Source organism: Liberiplasma polymorphum (genome assembly GCF_043951795.1).
In the GTDB taxonomy this organism is placed as follows: domain Bacteria; phylum Bacillota_I; class Bacilli_A; order Izemoplasmatales; family Izemoplasmataceae; genus Liberiplasma; species Liberiplasma polymorphum.
In genome coordinates this window covers 1-16,665 of record NZ_JBIOAG010000039.1, presented here as the reverse complement: position 1 = coordinate 16,665, position 16,665 = coordinate 1, and the positions used below count along the sequence as shown (strand labels likewise).

The following is a 16,665-nucleotide window of genomic DNA, read 5'->3' as shown; positions in this document are numbered from 1 at the left end:
TTTACACAAACTAAAAAAGTAATTCCTTTTCAAGCAAAAGCGAGTTAACCTTTATACATCAAAAAAAGTGGACGCCTAAATATGCGTACACTTTTTTTGATTGTTTTATTTAAAGGTGTAAGTATTAATTCAGCATATCAACAACGATTTTACCTTTTACATGACCTTTGCGCGTGTAATCCATCATAATTGGTACTTGATTCAAAGGTATAACTTTTTCGATAACGGGTTTAATATAACCCTGACTTACAAGGGTTGTGATGTATAATAAGTCATTTTGATTCGATTTGCCCATTAAAAATGTGATTTTCTTTTTACCAATCGACAAAAACGGACCTAAAATAATTGTTTTAAATAGTTGTGATAAGGCTCCCCCTACAACAACTAAGCTACCTTCTTTATTGAGAAGTCGTTTGTATGTGGTTAGTTTTTGCTTGCCATTAACTGCTAGAATTAGATCGTATTTACCTGTGTGATTTTTTAAGGGTTCATTTTGGTAATTAAACACTTTATTAGCACCTAGTGTTTGAACTAATTCCAAATTTGATTGGCCACAAAAAGCAGTAACATCAGCCTTAAGGAAGTGAGCAAGTTGAACAGTAAAGTTACCGACGCCACCACCAGCACCATAAATTAATACTTTTTGATACGCTTTTAAGTTACCTTTTTTTATTAGTGATTGATACGCTGTGATGGATGCTAAAGGAATAGTAGCTGCGTCAATAAAACTTATATTTTTTGGTTTTAGTATTAAATATTTTTCTTTTACACTTACATATTCAGCAAACCCACCAAAGCCTGATCCAGAAATATCACCCATGACCTCATCGCCTGGTTTAAATGTATCGCAATTCTTTCCAGTTTCTATAACTATCCCAGTAACATCAGCACCAAAGATTTTGTTCTTTGGAATAATCTTCATTTGCATTGAACGATAATCCGCTGCATTAATTGATGAGCTGTATACTTTTATTAATACTTCATCATCTTTAATGATCGGAGAATCTATATCTTTATAGACAAGTTTGTGGTGTTTATTTTGTTTTTGATAGATTACTGCTTTCACAATTGATCTTCCTTAGGCGTATAATTAAATACTTCTGTAATAGTAACATTAAAGGCTCTTGCGATTTTAAATGCAAGTTCTAAAGAAGGTGAGTATTTTCCAGCTTCAACAGACATAATCGTTTGCCTTGAAACCCCAACTTTTTCAGCTAAAGCTAATTGCGTCATTTCATCTGAAAAAAAACGCAATGTCCGTATATTATTTGTAATTACGTATTTTTTAGCCATGACGAATGCCTCTTTTATAATAGTAAATTTGCATTAGTCCTTCACCTATTGAACCAATACTAAATGAAAGAAAAATAATGTTTATAAGGACGTAAGCATCATAACCAAATAAAATGAGAAGCAAACCAAATACAAAACCAATTCCAGAAACAATAAATCCAACACGCATCGACTTAAGTTCGACGAGTTTATCCATTTCATCAGTGACCATGTTTAAATGGATAATTTTCTCTATTTCTTTATCTGTAATAGCTGGATTTTTAACTTTTTCTTTTATCGAAATTACAATTGAATAAGCAATGTGGAAAATAATTTGAGTTACTATGGTTAAACCAATCCCAATTCCAATAAAGATAAGTATTGTTAAGGCCCAAAATGATAGATCTTGCAAGTTGATTAACCCTCTATTATACCTTGTTAGAGTATAAGTTAAGTAGGATATTAATATAATAATGCCAACTAAAACTGTTACAATGGTTCTTTTTATTTGATAAGACATTTTTTACACTTCCTTTTATTGATATAATTCAAGTATAAACATTTTTTACTTAATGTCAAATATATTTTACATCAAGTTTATAATACCATACATAAAACTGCTTTTAAATTTTACTACAAGGTATAAATAATAACTGAAATAGTACGATTATTAAAACTAATAGTGCTATTTATGTAGGTTTTTTGATTATTATCATATAATAGATTTATATTAGGGTTTTCAATAGGATGTGTATACATGGAAGTATTAAAAAAACATTTAGGTTTATTCTTTATTTTAACGCTCTTTGGAATTAATGCGTTATTTTGGTTTACGGCTACGCCGCTTTTTGAACAACCAATTGAAAGTAAAATTGGGCAGTGGCAAGGTGCTAATATCTTATTGGGGTTTACAATTGTTTTCTTTTTAGCCACAAAAAATAGACTGGTAGTTTTTTTATTTAATGGATTAGAAAAATCTTATAAATATCATAGAGTTATTGCGATGCTAAGTTTATTGCTAGTTTTTATCCATGCTAGTTTATCTCACCTTATTTGGCAAAATTTTATTCCCGGACTTCCATTTAACGCACGAGATATGGGCGCTTTAGCACGAAACTTGTTCGTTGCACTTATATTAATTGCTTTAATGGCAAAATATATTAAATATGAACATTGGCGCTTTATTCATCGATTGATGATTTTCCCATATTTATTTGCCTCATATCATGCCTTTACATTATCTTCATATCCGCTACTTAATTTCTCACCACTAAGTATTTGGATGATATTTATGATAAGTGTGGGATCAGTCTCATCGCTTTACATGATTTTCATATACCGAAAAGTTAGTTTTCCATATAACGGTAAGATTGTTAAAGTTACACACTTAACTGATGCAGTAACCGAAATACAAGTTGAATTAGATAAACCTTATACATTTGAAACCGGACAGTTCACTTTTATCAAAATTAAAATGAAACCATTTAATAATGTACCGCATCCGTTTTCTTTATCTGGAAGCAGTGAAGATAAAATATTATTTACGATAAAAGCTATTGGAGATTATACAGAAGATATTTATAAAAAGTTACGTGAGAACACAAAAATAGCCATTGGGAAACCGCTAGGACATATGACATTTGATACCCATAGCAACACGCAGGTATGGATTGCTGGTGGCATTGGCATTACACCATTTTTAAGTCACATGCGTTCACTAAAAGAACCTACCCAAACGATAAGACTTTATTATGCCGTAAACGAAAAAAAAGAAGCAGTACATTTAGAGTTACTTGAAGCATTGAGTAAGAAGCCTTCATTTTCTTATAAACTAGTAGAAGCAAAAACAGAAGGATTTTTAACAGTCGATAAGATTGATCTTAGTGGTAATCCAGACATATTAATGTGTGGGCCAAGACCCATGGCGGTATCATTAGCTAAATCTTTAAAAAAAGCCGCACCAAATGCACGCTTAACCTATGAAGCATTTAGTTTTACAGGGACATTTGTTGAAGATATTGTTAGAAACATAAAAAAAGTTATCCAAAAATTTAAAAAACAAAAATCTAATTAATTATTACGATTCACTATTTTATGCACCATTGTAAAAATAACGGTATTTAAAGAGTTTAATAATTACTTTTAAAAATAATATGATAAAATATATTATATTTATAACTTGATTACTATAGGCTAGGTGAGGTAATGAAACATTTAAAGTTTTATTTAGGAATTGAAACAAAAGAAACAAGTTATGTAAAAGAGATAATACGATTTATATTATTAGTCGTTGGAATTGCATTAATTATATATATTAAAGGACAAGCTATTGACTACGTAAGTCCATATGCTTATTTAGCATTTTTACTTGCTATCCCTAGAATATTACTCATTATTAAAGCACCATTTTTACTTTTCTTTTCTATTGGCAGAATGCTAAAAATATCTGGCAATAAAGAAACAATGGGTAAAAGTGAATAGAAGGCATTAAGATACTATTAATTATTGGAGCTAGCTATAAAGATAGCGGTTATTTATGCTTCGAAAACAGGTTATAGTAAGAAGTATGCAGAGTGGATTAAAGAAGCCTTAGATGCAGATATGTTTAGTCATAAAAATATAAAAAAATCAAAGTTAAACACCTATGAGGTTGTTATTTACGGTGGTGGATTATATGCTACAGGCATTTATGGATTTAGACGATTTTTAAAACATATCTATAATGGTCAAAAACTTTTTGTTTATGCAACAGGTGCTGCACCTGGTCGTATTAGTGTGTTAAAAGAGATATTTGATGCAAACCTAAAGAATTTAAATCCTGACGAATTTAAGTTTTACTATTTAAGAGGCGGATTTGATTTTAAAAAGCTTAGTTTTTTTGATAAAGTTTTAATGCTTTTATTAAAATCGAAACTTAAACGTAAGAAAAAATTAAATAAACCTTTAAATGGTGATGAAAAAGGGATGCTTAAAGCTTATGAAAAACCTGTTAATTTTTCAAAAGAAAAGTTTATCGCACCTTTAGTTGAAGATGTCAAAAAAGTTCTATAAAAAAAGATGATAGGAAACTATCATCTTTTTTAACGCACTTTATGCATAAAATCTTTCATTGCTTGACTCTTTGGATTTTCTAAAATAGAAGGTGGTCCTTGTTCAACAATGTCTCCTTGATGCATAAAAATAACATAATCGGCAAAATCTTTAACAAAACTAATAACATGTGTAACAAAGATAAAACTTTTTCCTAAATCTCTTAGATCTTCAACCGCAGTTAATACTTCGTGAGTAAGAATTGGATCTAAGGAAGATGTTGGTTCATCTAAGAATATGATATCTGGATTGACAGAAAGTGCACGAGCAATGGATGCTCTTTGCGCTTGGCCACCAGATACATTTTTAGGGAGTTTATGGGCTTGATCTTCTAGTTGAAGCCTTCTTAAATTTGCAAGAGCTGTTTCTTTAGCTTCGATTTTTCCAATGCCTCTAGTTTTTTCTAAAATTAAGGTAATATTGTTTAATAGTGTTAAGTGAGGAAACAAGTTGTGGCTTTGAAAAACAAACCCAACCGTTTTTTTATATGAGTCATCTTTTACACTTTTACCATTAATAAGCACTTCACCTAATGAAGGTTTTTCTAAACCGCTCAAAATACGTAGAAGAGTAGATTTTCCTGATCCTGAAACACCTAATATAGCGATAGAGTTGTAGTTTTCTAGTGTAAGATTTAACTTGTTTAATACTTGAACATCATAAACGTGGGTTAAGTCTTTAATCTCTATTTTCATTGTAATGACCATTTCCTTTCAAGTAATTTTGTAAGTTGAGAAAGTGGGATGGTTATGACAAGATAGAGTGCCCACATCAATAAATACCCTTCAACAAATGCAAATGTTCTAGACTGAGCAATTTGAATAGCGTAATATAGTTCCTTATGACTTAATACACTAAGTAATGCACTCCCTTTAATAATTAAAGAGAAATTATTCATTAGTGGTGGCATTAATATACGTATCACTTGAGGAATAATAATATATCTATATCGTTGAAAGGCTGTAAAGCCAAATAAATCCATTGCCATATATTGTTCTTCAGAGATACTTGAAAATGCACTTTTAAATATATTTGTCATGTAAGGTGTAATATATATGATTAATCCTAAAATACCCATCACTGAACGACTGTATATGTTAAACGCAGGTCCAATGAGAAATGCCATTACAACAATCATAACAAGCAATGGTGTACCATAAATTATCTCAGTAAATACATCAACGAAAGCTTGAAAAAAACGAAGTTTGGTGGTGGTGAGTATGTATAGGATGAACCCTAGAACGACACTTCCGATTAACGCGATAATTGAAGCATAAATTGTATTTATGAAACCTTCTCGCACAATGGTTTGATACCCATCTAGTAAAGATAGGTCAAACGGTCTTCGCTGCCTCATTATAATAAAATATGCAAAGGCAACGAAGATTCCGATCGAAAGTATATAGTATAATGTTTTACTCTTCATTGATAAAGAATTCTAATCCGTAACGTTCAAGTAATGCAATAATTTCAGCATCCCATTTCTCACTTAAAACATCATATAATCCACCTGGTTCGCTCATTGTAGCTATGAATTCGTTCGCTTGTTGTAATAATTCTGTATTACCTTGAGCAACCGCCATACCAATTGGGCTTGACACAAATGGATCCCATACAACCATAGTTGTATCACGATTTGCGCGATGTCCATTAGTAACTGGGAACGAACTCATTAATAAGATGTCGGCACCACCTTGTGCAACTTCAGTAATAGCTGAGTTTAAATCGACTGCCTCTATAACGTCTTTACCATATGATAAAGGTATTGAAGCAGAAACTTGAGCGGCAATTCCAACAAACTGTGCATCAAGTTCTAATAATTCATCGCTTGTTGTATCCACAGTAATCCCGTTAGCATCCGCAAAATCTTGATTGACTAAACTAATAATTTTGAAAAAGAAGTACGGTTCTGAAAAATCAACCACTTGAGCACGTTCTTCAGTGATACTCATTGACGCAATAATGATATCTATTTCACCAGAATTTAATGCTGGAATTAACGCACCAAATTGCGTATTAATAATCTCAACTTCACGCCCTATATATTCTCCAAATGCACGTGCCACATCAACGCTAATGCCTTGAGGCTCATCATCTTCGATGGTTTCAAAAGGTGGATAACGCAGATCCATTCCTACACGTAATACATCATCAACGCGAGAGCGACACGCGGATAATAGAAATATTGATAATACTGTTATTGCTAAAAACATTAATTTTTTCATATTTTTTCTCCTTTAATTTACCTATAATTTTAATACCTACTTTTAAAAGGTAAGTTAATTATAGACTTAGATTCGATTTCCGACAAATCATACGCAAAAAAAATTACACCTTACAAACTCATTATAATAAACTAGGTAATAGATAAGAAATTATACAATAATTTTTTTATAATCATTTAGGTGCAGAACTATTTAACAGGCTTAAAAAAAGATTTAATCACATCTTTAAGATTTTCTCTAATAAAATGAAAAGTATCATAAATAAATTAGTTGAATGCCCTGAATTCGAGCTGTACTTTTGTAAGTTTTAAAACGTATTTTTAAAGAAAACGCTTTTAATTTATATTGTTTGACTCAAAAGTGACAATGTGTTATTCTTATGACAATTGAATAAACTATAACGATGTAAAAGAGGCTGCGTTAAGTCAATAGTACTTTTGAAAAAAAGGAAAGGGGCTAACGCCGAAGTGCTTAGCACTGGGCTTATACTGAACAAGTATAAGACTGTTCGATTGGGTTGCCCGACTCATGATGGATGCGCTTTAACATGGTTGGGCGAAAGGACGCTTTTTATCTCGAATATGAAGTCGTGAGCCTTTTGCTCGCGACTTTTTTATATTCAAAAATAGAAAGAAGGCTTTATTATGGAATTATTTGGGACTCAAAAAATAAATGAATCAGGGATGCTTACTGTTGGTGGCGTTAGCCTAGCAGCATTAAAAGAAAAATATGGAACACCACTTTATGTAATGGATGAAACCCATATTAGGAGACAATGTCAGTACTTTACTCAACGATTTACTCATCCGTCTGTTAAATCAGAAGTGATTTATGCTTCAAAAGCATTCTTAACAAAAGCGATGTGTACATTGATTGAACAAGAAGGATTATCACTTGATGTAGTTTCTGGTGGGGAATTATTTACCGCGAAACAGGCAAATTATCCTATGGATAAAGTGTATTTCCACGGTAATAATAAGTCCATTGAAGAAATTCAAATGGCAATTGATTATGGGGTTGGAGTCTTAGTTATTGATCATGAAGCTGAACTTGATTTAATGATTGGTTTATTAAACAAAGATCATAGTGTAAATGTATTGTTACGAATTAATCCTGGTATTGAAGCTCATACACATGAGTTTATTGCAACTACTAAAAATGATTCTAAATTTGGCTTAAGTATTTTTGATGAGACAACTATTGATGTTATTAAAAGAATGGTCAATCAACCAAATGTTAATTTTTTAGGATTTCATAGTCATATAGGGTCACAAATATTTGAGTCGGATTCATTTTATAAACATGCGCAAGTCGTTTTAGAGTATATCGCAAGGTTAAAAAACGACTTTAATATACAAGTAGACGTAATGAACTTAGGTGGTGGATTTGGCGTACGTTATATCGAAGAAGACTTACCAATTGTTGATGATACCTTTTTAACAAATATGTTAAATTTTATTCATAATGTCTCAAAAAAACTACATATAAGCGCACCAAAAGTATGTATAGAACCAGGAAGAGCGATTGTTGCGAATGCTGGGTTGACTTTATATACTGTTGCAACAACGAAAAAAACGTTCGGTGAAAAGCAATATGTGTTTGTTGATGGGTCTATGGCAGATCATTTAAGGACAGTGCTTTATGATGCTACCTACACGGGTGTTCTTGCTAATCGTATGTATGAATCACATAGCCAACCATATACTGTTACAGGTAAAGCTTGTGAGTCTGGAGATATTATCATACGTAAGGCATTGTTACCGACTCCACAAGCAAACGATTTACTCGTTGTATTATCTACGGGTGCGTATCATTATTCAATGGCCTCTAACTATAACCGCTTAAGAAGACCGGCAGTAGTTTTTGTTAAAGAAGGTACTTCAAAACTCGTTGTAAGAAGAGAACGTTACGAAGATTTAATTCAGTATGATGAGGCTTTGTAAATGGTTGTTTTAAAATTTGGTGGGTCTTCTTTAGAAACCGTTGAAAAAATGCATTTAGTTGCTGACAAAATTATTGAACGCAAAACGGTTGAAAAAGCCATTGTTGTAGTTGTTAGTGCAATGGGTAAAACAACCAACATGTTGCTAGAACTAGCTCAAAGTGCCTCAATGAATCCTTCAAAAAGAGAAATGGATATGCTCTTATCAACCGGAGAACAAGTCTCAACGGCATTATTATCTATGATATTAACTGAAAAAGGTGTAGATAGTATCGCATTAAATGGCTTGCAAGCAGGGATTCAAACTGAAGGCATCCATATGAAAAATAAAATTAAAGATATTGAAATTGAAAAAATAAATTATCATTTAAATTTAGGAAGAATCGTTGTAGTTACTGGGTTTCAAGGCGTCAATTTAACCGGTGATATCACAACACTTGGTCGCGGTGGTTCTGATACAACTGCAGTAGCGATTGCAGCTAAACTAAACTGTAAATGTGAAATATATACCGATGTTACTGGGATTTATGGTGTCAACCCAAGAGTCTATAAACAAGCCAAAAAACTTGAAACAGTTAGTTATGAAGAAATGTCGGAGCTTGCATTCTTAGGTGCTAAAGTTATGGAACCTAGAGCAGTAGAAATCGGACAAAAGTATGGGGTTGAAATTTATGTTGCATCAGCCCATGAAAATGTACAAGGTACATGGATTAAGGAGGTACCTAATATGTTAGAACAAAGAAGTATTACTGGTGTAAGTGTTATTGATCGCGTCGCGATGATTACAATAAACCATTATCCAAGAACCTCAGCAAGTGTTGCAGAAATGTTTATCCGTTTAGCTGAAAATGAAGTAAATATAGATATGATTTCTCAAACCTTATTAACAGATGGACTTGTAAATATATCATTTACTTGTGATGTAGACGATTTACGTACAGTTTATGATGTTTTAACAACGCTTAAAGGACTATTTCCAGATTTTGAAATTTTACAAGATACAAGTGTTTCTAAAGTGTCTGTTGTTGGAATAGGTATGCGTAGTCAATCAGGGGTTGCAGCTAAAATCTTTAAATTATTTGCTGATAACTCCATCCCATTTAAACTGGTAACAACCTCGGAAATCAGTATTTCGTATACAATACCAAATGAAGCGATTGCTAAGACGGTTTCTTTACTTGGCGAAACGTTTGAATTGTAGGTGAGTGTTATGGTATTTTACAAGTATGAATCAACAGGTAATGATTTTTTATTAACAGAAGGCCCCCTTAATAATCCTTCACATATCGCAAAAAAAGTGTGTGATCGACATTTTGGTATTGGTGCAGATGGTATTTTATATACAGAACAGTCACAAATAGCAGATATAAAAATGCATTACTATAATAGTGATGGAAGTATTGCGCCAATGTGTGGAAACGGATTAAGAGCCTTTGTAGATTTTGTTTATAATCACAAAATAGTGCAAAAAAAACAGTTTAACGTAGAAACTTTAGCAGGGATTTTACCTGTTAATATACACGAAGATAAGACCATTAGTTTAAAGTTAGGAAAACCAATATTTTCCCTTAATAAAGAGGATATGTTAGAACCAATTGAGGACTTCGGATATATCAAACTTGATATATCGGGAACGCCTTATAATGTCTATCCGTTATTTGTAGGGACCTTACATGCAATTGTTATTGTTGATAGTCTTAAATCCATTGATATTGACACTATTGGTAGACGTATTTGCACACATGAAAGATTTCCTAAACACATCAATGTAAACTTTGTTGAAGTTATAGATAGTTCACATATTGAAGTAACTACCTATGAACGTGGAGCAGGACAAACGCTATCTTGTGGTACTGGCGTATCAGCAAGCAGTGTTGTTACCCATTTATTAGGACGAACTAATGCTGATGTTTTTGTTAAAGTTCCTGGTGGAAATCTTGAAGTAATCGTTTCTAAAGAAGTTACTTTAAAAGGACCAACTAATTTAATCGGAATAATTGATTATAGAGGTGCCTTATGAAATCACTTAATATAGCAATTGTTGGTGCAACTGGCATGGTTGGTAGAAAAATGATTGAAGTGCTCAGTCAATCTGGAATACCAGTAAACCACTTATATCTGTTTTCATCGTTACGATCAAAAGGTGAAGTTATAAACTTTAATGGCATTTTATATAAAGTAGAAGTACTTGATCAGACTAGTTTTGATAATGATATTGATGTGGCTTTATTTTCTGCAGGGGGTGATGTAAGTAAACAATATGTACCCATAGCAGCTGCTAAAGGTATCATTGTCATTGATAACTCAAGTGCTTGGCGAATGGATGCAAATGTACCTTTGATTGTACCTGAGGTAAACAAGCATGCATTGAAATTACATCATAATATCATCGCAAACCCTAACTGCTCAACTATTCAATCAGTTGTCCCACTAAGTGTTATTCATAAACTCTTTGGAATTAAACGTATTGTTTATACTACTTATCAAGCGGTTTCGGGATCTGGAATAAAAGGAATTAATGCGCTAGAACTTGGTAACTATCAAACCCTATATTCTGTGCCTATCGATCAAAACGTTATCCCTCAAATTGACGTATTTTTAGAAGATGGTAGTACAAAAGAAGAACAAAAAATGATAGAAGAAACTAAAAAGATTCTAGAAGACGAATCGATAAACATAACAGCGACATGTGTTAGAGTGCCTGTAGTTAATGGACATAGTGTAGCCATCAATGTAGAGTGTTTAAAGAACATAGATTTACCCCTTTTAACCCAAACATTAACTGAAACACCAGGTATTAAATTTTTCCCTCAAAACACCATAATCACACCGAGAGATGTTGATGGTTTAGATGATGTGTATGTAAGTCGTTTAAGATTAGATTCATCGATTGAAAACGGATTGAATTTATGGGTTGTGGCCGATAATGTTAGAAAAGGTGCAGCACTAAATGCAGTACAAATATTAAGTATATTAATGGAGGAGATACGATGAAACTATTTAGAGGTTCAGGAGTAGCACTCATCACACCATTTGTTAATGGTGAAATTAATTTACCACTCTTTATTAAGTTAATTGAGTGGCATATAAAAAAAGAAACCGATGCATTGATTATTTCTGGTACAACAGGCGAATCTGCAACGTTATCAAAAGAAGAAAAACTTTTGATTTTTGAAACGGCTGTTCAAATCAGTGGAGGAAAAATTCCTATTATCGCAAATACAGGGACGAATAATACGAAAGAAAGTATTGAGTTATCTATTGAAGCAGAAGCTTTAGGTGTTGATGGGTTATTACTGGTAACTCCTTATTATAATAAACCAACACAACGTGGGATGATTGCCCATTTTAAAGCGATTGCTGAAAAGGTATTAATACCGATAATTTTATACAATGTACCTAGTCGTACAGGCGTTAATTTAGAGGCTAGTTCAGTTATTGAATTATCTAATATTCCAAATATCGTTGGTGTTAAAGAAGCATCAGGTGATTTAACACAAGTAAGAGCCATTGTTGAAGGGACCCATAAAGAGTTTGCCTTATATTCAGGTAATGATGATTTAATTTTTGAAACCATGCAACAAGGTGGTGACGGCGTTATTAGTGTTGTTGCAAATATTACACCATTTGAAACGCATCAAATTTGTGTTGAGTTTGATAGCCATAAAGAAAATGCAAGGCTTATTCAAGAACGTTTAGATATTTTAAACAATGTTCTATTTTGTGAGTCAAACCCAGTCCCAGTAAAAGAAGCACTTACAATACTTGGAGTAGATGCTAGTGAAGTTCGTTTACCTCTTACATCATTGTTAAAAGAAAACAAGCAATTACTTAAAGAAGCTTTAGATACTTACGGATTAAGAGAGATTAAGTTATGAGAATTATTGTATACGGAGCATTAGGGACTATGGGCAAACTTACGGCTAATTATATCGAATCAAAGGAAGAATCACTTGATAGAGTAGATCCATTAAGTGAAAACGAAGATGTTGCACAAACTTTAGATGTTGTTAAACAACCAACAGTGATTATAGATTTTTCACATCCTAGTCAACTTGATACATTGCTATCATATGCAAAACGACGTATTGTACCACTAGTTATAGCAACTACAGGGTACACCCCAAAACAAGAGGAAAAAATTTTAGCGGCTTCAAAAGAAATTCCGATTTTTAAAAGCGCGAATTTATCATTTGGTATACACCTATTACATAAAGTGTTAAAAAAATACGCTCATTTACTAGAAAATGAGTATGATATTGAAATTATCGAAAAACATCATCGTAATAAAATCGATGCACCAAGTGGAACAGCGTATTTGCTTGCAGAATCTATCAAAGCAGGTTCTAAAGAAGCAAAAAATATCGTGATTGATAGAACTCTATCTAGAACTAAGCGTACCAGCAATGAAATTGGAATTTCTTCTATGCGAGGTGGAAATATAGTTGGAGAACATAGTGTTATCTTTGCCGGTCTTCAAGATACTATTACACTTACTCATGAAGCACATACAAAAGAAGTCTTTGCACATGGTGCTTATAAAGCTGCACAATTTATTGAAAATCAACGTCCAGGTCTTTACACGATGGACGACTTATTATAGAAAGTAGGCTCATATTATGTCAGAAGTAAATTTAACCGATGCTTATGAAATTGCTAGGTTTATTAAAAACGCAAAAAAAGTAACCCCAATTAAGTTATACATCAACGGAGATTTCGAAGGAATTACCTTTAATGACGTTCAATCTTTTGGAACTAATACATCAAAAATACTATTTGGTAATATCGATGCGATTGATCAAATATTAGAACTTTATTCAGATAGAATTACTGATAAAGTATTGGAATATGATCGCCGTAATTCAGCGATTCCATTACTTGATACTACACATGTTGCTGCACGTATTGAACCAGGGGCTTATATTCGTGAACATGCGGTTATTGAAAAAAATGCTGTCATAATGATGGGGGCAGTGATTAATATCGGGGCGTTTATTGGCGAAGGCACAATGATTGATATGAATGCAGTCATTGGTGCGCGTGGTACGATAGGCAAAAATTGCCATATCGGTGCTGGGGCAGTGGTTGCAGGAGTTTTAGAACCACCTTCAAAATTGCCAGTTATTATTGAAGATAATGTGTTAGTTGGAGCTAATGCGGTTATATTAGAAGGGGTTCGTGTAGGAGAAGGAGCCGTGGTTGCGGCTGGTGCTATCGTTACACAAGATGTACCTTCTAATGCTGTGGTTGCAGGGTCACCAGCTAGAATTATCAAAACTAAAGATCAAAAAACTATAGATAAAACTCAACTTGTTGAGGATTTAAGAAAGTAGGCGTATGTATGCTTGCAGAAGATCAAAACTATATTATTAACACTTATCAAAGATCACCGATTGAAATTGCTTATGGAAAGGGATCTTATTTAACCGATATTCAAGGGAACTGTTATTTAGATATGTTAAGTGGGATTGCAGTCAATGCTTTAGGTCATCAACACCCTAAAATTAACGAAGTTCTAGTTAATCAAGCAAAAAACTATTTACATCTTTCCAATATATTTACGAGCCCACCAGTTATTGGTTTAGCGAAACGTTTAGTTAAAAACTCATTCGCAAGTAAGGTGTTTTTTGCAAATTCTGGGACCGAAGCTAATGAAGCGGCTTTAAAATTAGCAAGAAAATGGGGGAAAACTATTTCGGAAAATAAAACCGAAATACTTGCATTACACCAAGCATTTCACGGTAGAAGTAGTGGTGGAATGGCTTTGACAGGTAAAGCAGAATACAAAACGCAGTTTGCACCAATTTTACCTGGAATTACACATATTCCTAGAAATGATAACCGTGCATTAAAACAAGCTATGCATCATAATGTATGCGCTATATTCTTAGAAATGATTCAAGGAGAAGGCGGTGTACAAGTATTGGATCAAACCTATGTCGATGAATTGGTTGCATTAAGTAAAGAATATAATGTTTTAATCGTTGTCGATGAAATCCAAACCGGATTAATGCGTACGGGAAAACTTTTTGCTTATGAGCATTTTGGTTTCGAACCTGATATGGTTACATTAGCGAAAGCTTTAGGTGGCGGATTACCGATTGGCGCTTTATTGGTAAATAAATCATTAGAAAACGTGTTTAGTTATGGCGATCATGGTTCTACATTTGGTGGAAACCCTTTAGCTTGTGCTTTAGGTGAAGTGGTTATGGATGAAATATTAGATGGTCCATTTGTTAAAAGCATGAACGACAATATGATTTTTTTGTTTGAATCATTAATTGCTATTAAAAATACCTATCCTAGTAGTATTATAGAAGTTAGAGGATTAGGATTTATGATAGGCATTGAAGTTGGAAATCTAGCCCCTATATATAAGGAAAGAATGTTAACTAAAAATATACTAATAAATGTTACAAATAAAACCGTTATACGTTTGCTACCTGCACTGAATATTAATAGAGATGAAATCAGTCATTTTATTCAGACATTTAAAGAAGTGACTGAAGCAATTATCAAGGAGGAAGTTTAATGGACTTTAATTATTTACAAGAAAGAGTAAAAATACATAGACAAAGTTTACATCAAATCCCAGAGATTAGTTTTGATTTAGTAAAAACACATGCTTATGTGAGAAGTACTTTAGAAAGTATGGGTTATGAAGTAGAAACAGTTGCTCAGACTGGGTTAATTGCAGCTAAAAAAGGTAGACAAACACAATCAATTGCTTTTAGAGCCGATATGGATGCTTTACGTGTTCTTGAAAAAACTAACGCACCATTTGCTTCTTTAACACCTGGCCATATGCATGCTTGTGGACATGACGGCCACATGGCAGTTTTACTTGGGTTTGCAGAATACGTATCAAAACTAGAACAAACAGAAAAAACTATAGTGTTTATTTTTCAACCTGCAGAAGAAGGTCCTGGTGGCGCAAAAGTTATTATTGACGAAGGAATATTTGAAAAATACAATATAGAAAGTATCTTTGGTTTCCATGTATACCCTGAATTAGAAGAAGGAAAGATTGGGTTGGTTCGTGGTCCAATGATGGCACAAAATGGTGAATTTGATTTAACTATTTTAGGTAAGAGTAGTCATGGTGCACAACCCCAGTCTGGTAATGATGCAATTGTCGCAGCGGGTTCACTTATTACACAATACCAAAGTATTATTTCACGTTTTTTAGATCCTCTGGTTCCATCTGTTGTAACCATAGGGACGATCCAAGGCGGAGAAGCAAGAAACATTATTGCTCAAACAGTACTTATGTCTGGGACAATTCGTACATTTGAAACACCTGTTTATGAACGCATTAAACAAGCAATATATGATATTAATAAAGCTGTAGAAATCGCTTATGGTGTTAGGGTAGAAATTGATTTAAGAGACTATTACCCACCAGTTATAAATGATGATCAGCTTTTTGATGCAGTTAAAGATATACTGGATGAAGAAGAAGTGGCACTCATACGTCCAATGATGTTTGCTGAAGATTTTGCTTTTTACCAACAAAAAGTACCGGGATTGTTTATGATGCTTGGAACACGTAATGAATCTTTAGGTTATGTCCACCCACTTCATAGTTGTTATTTTAATTTAGAAGAGTCAACTTTGTTAAAAGGGGTTAAAACCTATATTAAAATTTGTGCACAATTAAACTACTTTTAGTGATTGACTAAAGGCTTATTTTTATAAATTCTAATTAATTATTTAAGTTTCTAAATTGATTTGAAATAAGTAAGTCCTCTATGCATGAATTTAAATAATCTTTTTTAGTTAGTGTTTGTTAGAAAAAGAGAGGGTTTTAATAAAACATTTTATATTGCATACAAAAAGATTTTTATATTTCGTGCATAGACTAGTTATTGTATTGAAATCTAATCAAAGTATAAAACCGCTAATTAAAGCGGTTTTAACTATCTCTATAAGGGGTAAAGTATAAAAAGATTTTTTTTATGAACAAAAGGGTTGACTTTAAAAGTGATATTTTATATACTCTTTACTGCGGGCCAAAGTAACAGCAAATTAGGGTCCCGGCATAAGAAAAAAAATCTTATGTTAATCTCGTATAAATCTTGACTTAATATTCGTTATGTTATAGAATATTAAAGCACGACAAATGTGCGACAGACT

Annotated in this window: 18 protein-coding genes and 1 riboswitch; of the genes, 12 read left to right on the top strand and 6 right to left on the bottom strand. The window is 32.9% G+C overall.

The window, feature by feature from the left end:
* Positions 1-124: 124 nt before the first annotated feature.
* Genes ACHAJD_RS08350 through ACHAJD_RS08340 form a run of 3 tightly spaced genes read right to left on the bottom strand, consistent with a single transcriptional unit; the run spans position 125 to position 1,792 of the window.
* The gene (locus ACHAJD_RS08350) at positions 125-1,066 is read right to left on the bottom strand and encodes an NAD(P)-dependent alcohol dehydrogenase (RefSeq protein ID WP_435585408.1); all 942 of its coding nucleotides are present in this window, start codon (positions 1,064-1,066) and stop codon (positions 125-127) included.
* Positions 1,063-1,293, bottom strand: coding sequence for a helix-turn-helix transcriptional regulator (locus tag ACHAJD_RS08345; protein WP_435585407.1), 231 nt, complete (start codon positions 1,291-1,293; stop codon positions 1,063-1,065). Before ACHAJD_RS08345 ends, ACHAJD_RS08350 begins: the two co-directional genes overlap by 4 nt.
* Positions 1,286-1,792: a hypothetical protein gene (locus ACHAJD_RS08340; RefSeq protein ID WP_435585406.1), complete on the bottom strand. Its 507-nt coding sequence runs from the start codon at positions 1,790-1,792 to the stop codon at positions 1,286-1,288. The genes ACHAJD_RS08345 and ACHAJD_RS08340 overlap by 8 nt, the downstream gene beginning before the upstream one ends.
* Before the next feature lie 237 nt (positions 1,793-2,029).
* On the opposite strand from ACHAJD_RS08340, the gene ACHAJD_RS08335 reads away from it, so the two are divergent.
* The 3 genes from ACHAJD_RS08335 (at position 2,030) to ACHAJD_RS08325 (ending at position 4,323) form a co-directional block, all read left to right on the top strand.
* A complete protein-coding gene (locus tag ACHAJD_RS08335; protein ID WP_435585405.1) occupies positions 2,030-3,346 on the top strand; it encodes a ferredoxin reductase family protein in 1,317 nt (438 codons plus the stop codon).
* 131 nt (positions 3,347-3,477) lie between these two features.
* Positions 3,478-3,753 (top strand): hypothetical protein, encoded by a 276-nt coding sequence (locus ACHAJD_RS08330; protein ID WP_435585404.1) that lies wholly within the window; start codon positions 3,478-3,480, stop codon positions 3,751-3,753.
* Between the two features lie 24 nt (positions 3,754-3,777).
* Positions 3,778-4,323, top strand: a complete 546-nt coding sequence (locus ACHAJD_RS08325; protein ID WP_435585403.1) for a flavodoxin domain-containing protein — start codon at positions 3,778-3,780, stop codon at positions 4,321-4,323.
* Positions 4,324-4,352: 29 nt separating this feature from the next.
* Here the strand turns inward: ACHAJD_RS08325 and ACHAJD_RS08320 are convergent, their stop codons facing one another.
* The 3 genes from ACHAJD_RS08320 to ACHAJD_RS08310 are packed head-to-tail and all read right to left on the bottom strand — an operon-like array spanning position 4,353 to position 6,587.
* Positions 4,353-5,057, bottom strand: a complete 705-nt coding sequence (locus tag ACHAJD_RS08320; protein ID WP_435585402.1) for an amino acid ABC transporter ATP-binding protein — start codon at positions 5,055-5,057, stop codon at positions 4,353-4,355.
* Positions 5,054-5,719: an amino acid ABC transporter permease gene (locus ACHAJD_RS08315; protein ID WP_435585401.1), complete on the bottom strand. Its 666-nt coding sequence runs from the start codon at positions 5,717-5,719 to the stop codon at positions 5,054-5,056. The genes ACHAJD_RS08320 and ACHAJD_RS08315 overlap by 4 nt, the downstream gene beginning before the upstream one ends.
* A gap of 58 nt (positions 5,720-5,777) precedes the next feature.
* The gene (locus tag ACHAJD_RS08310; protein WP_435585400.1) at positions 5,778-6,587 is read right to left on the bottom strand and encodes a transporter substrate-binding domain-containing protein; all 810 of its coding nucleotides are present in this window, start codon (positions 6,585-6,587) and stop codon (positions 5,778-5,780) included.
* Between the two features lie 401 nt (positions 6,588-6,988).
* Positions 6,989-7,138, top strand: a riboswitch (Lysine riboswitch).
* Between the two features lie 93 nt (positions 7,139-7,231).
* Between ACHAJD_RS08310 and lysA the strand changes: the two genes are divergently transcribed.
* Genes lysA through ACHAJD_RS08265 form a run of 9 tightly spaced genes read left to right on the top strand, consistent with a single transcriptional unit; the run spans position 7,232 to position 16,200 of the window.
* Positions 7,232-8,530, top strand: a complete 1,299-nt coding sequence (gene lysA, locus ACHAJD_RS08305; RefSeq protein ID WP_435585399.1) for a diaminopimelate decarboxylase — start codon at positions 7,232-7,234, stop codon at positions 8,528-8,530.
* A complete protein-coding gene (locus ACHAJD_RS08300) occupies positions 8,531-9,730 on the top strand; it encodes an aspartate kinase (RefSeq protein ID WP_435585398.1) in 1,200 nt (399 codons plus the stop codon). It abuts the gene before it with no gap.
* 9 nt (positions 9,731-9,739) lie between these two features.
* On the top strand, positions 9,740-10,549 hold the full coding sequence (gene dapF, locus ACHAJD_RS08295) for a diaminopimelate epimerase (protein WP_435585397.1): 810 nt from the start codon (positions 9,740-9,742) through the stop codon (positions 10,547-10,549).
* Positions 10,546-11,523, top strand: a complete 978-nt coding sequence (locus ACHAJD_RS08290; protein WP_435585396.1) for an aspartate-semialdehyde dehydrogenase — start codon at positions 10,546-10,548, stop codon at positions 11,521-11,523. The genes dapF and ACHAJD_RS08290 overlap by 4 nt, the downstream gene beginning before the upstream one ends.
* Positions 11,520-12,407: a 4-hydroxy-tetrahydrodipicolinate synthase gene (gene dapA / locus ACHAJD_RS08285; RefSeq protein WP_435585395.1), complete on the top strand. Its 888-nt coding sequence runs from the start codon at positions 11,520-11,522 to the stop codon at positions 12,405-12,407. The genes ACHAJD_RS08290 and dapA overlap by 4 nt, the downstream gene beginning before the upstream one ends.
* Positions 12,404-13,132, top strand: coding sequence for a 4-hydroxy-tetrahydrodipicolinate reductase (dapB, locus tag ACHAJD_RS08280; protein WP_435585394.1), 729 nt, complete (start codon positions 12,404-12,406; stop codon positions 13,130-13,132). The genes dapA and dapB overlap by 4 nt, the downstream gene beginning before the upstream one ends.
* A 16-nt stretch (positions 13,133-13,148) precedes the next feature.
* Positions 13,149-13,862 (top strand): 2,3,4,5-tetrahydropyridine-2,6-dicarboxylate N-acetyltransferase, encoded by a 714-nt coding sequence (gene dapD / locus ACHAJD_RS08275; protein ID WP_435585393.1) that lies wholly within the window; start codon positions 13,149-13,151, stop codon positions 13,860-13,862.
* An 8-nt stretch (positions 13,863-13,870) separates the two neighbouring features.
* Entirely contained in the window at positions 13,871-15,061 is a 1,191-nt protein-coding gene (locus ACHAJD_RS08270; RefSeq protein ID WP_435585392.1) for an aspartate aminotransferase family protein, read from the top strand.
* Complete coding sequence (locus ACHAJD_RS08265) at positions 15,061-16,200, top strand: M20 metallopeptidase family protein (protein WP_435585391.1); 1,140 nt, start codon at positions 15,061-15,063, stop codon at positions 16,198-16,200. The genes ACHAJD_RS08270 and ACHAJD_RS08265 overlap by 1 nt, the downstream gene beginning before the upstream one ends.
* The last annotated feature ends 465 nt before the right edge of the window (positions 16,201-16,665 follow it).

Excerpts from the sequence above, each read along its gene's own strand:
- ACHAJD_RS08345 (WP_435585407.1), bottom strand. The coding sequence starts at position 1,293 with ATGGCTAAAAAATACGTAATTACAAATAATATACGGACATTGCGTTTT.
- ACHAJD_RS08340 (WP_435585406.1), bottom strand. The coding sequence starts at position 1,792 with ATGTCTTATCAAATAAAAAGAACCATTGTAACAGTTTTAGTTGGCATT.
- ACHAJD_RS08335 (WP_435585405.1), top strand. The coding sequence starts at position 2,030 with ATGGAAGTATTAAAAAAACATTTAGGTTTATTCTTTATTTTAACGCTC.
- ACHAJD_RS08330 (WP_435585404.1), top strand. The coding sequence starts at position 3,478 with ATGAAACATTTAAAGTTTTATTTAGGAATTGAAACAAAAGAAACAAGT.
- ACHAJD_RS08320 (WP_435585402.1), bottom strand. The coding sequence starts at position 5,057 with ATGAAAATAGAGATTAAAGACTTAACCCACGTTTATGATGTTCAAGTA.
- ACHAJD_RS08315 (WP_435585401.1), bottom strand. The coding sequence starts at position 5,719 with ATGAGGCAGCGAAGACCGTTTGACCTATCTTTACTAGATGGGTATCAA.
- ACHAJD_RS08310 (WP_435585400.1), bottom strand. The coding sequence starts at position 6,587 with ATGAAAAAATTAATGTTTTTAGCAATAACAGTATTATCAATATTTCTA.
- lysA (WP_435585399.1), top strand. The coding sequence starts at position 7,232 with ATGGAATTATTTGGGACTCAAAAAATAAATGAATCAGGGATGCTTACT.
- ACHAJD_RS08300 (WP_435585398.1), top strand. The coding sequence starts at position 8,531 with ATGGTTGTTTTAAAATTTGGTGGGTCTTCTTTAGAAACCGTTGAAAAA.
- dapF (WP_435585397.1), top strand. The coding sequence starts at position 9,740 with ATGGTATTTTACAAGTATGAATCAACAGGTAATGATTTTTTATTAACA.
- ACHAJD_RS08290 (WP_435585396.1), top strand. The coding sequence starts at position 10,546 with ATGAAATCACTTAATATAGCAATTGTTGGTGCAACTGGCATGGTTGGT.
- dapA (WP_435585395.1), top strand. The coding sequence starts at position 11,520 with ATGAAACTATTTAGAGGTTCAGGAGTAGCACTCATCACACCATTTGTT.
- dapB (WP_435585394.1), top strand. The coding sequence starts at position 12,404 with ATGAGAATTATTGTATACGGAGCATTAGGGACTATGGGCAAACTTACG.
- dapD (WP_435585393.1), top strand. The coding sequence starts at position 13,149 with ATGTCAGAAGTAAATTTAACCGATGCTTATGAAATTGCTAGGTTTATT.
- ACHAJD_RS08270 (WP_435585392.1), top strand. The coding sequence starts at position 13,871 with ATGCTTGCAGAAGATCAAAACTATATTATTAACACTTATCAAAGATCA.
- ACHAJD_RS08265 (WP_435585391.1), top strand. The coding sequence starts at position 15,061 with ATGGACTTTAATTATTTACAAGAAAGAGTAAAAATACATAGACAAAGT.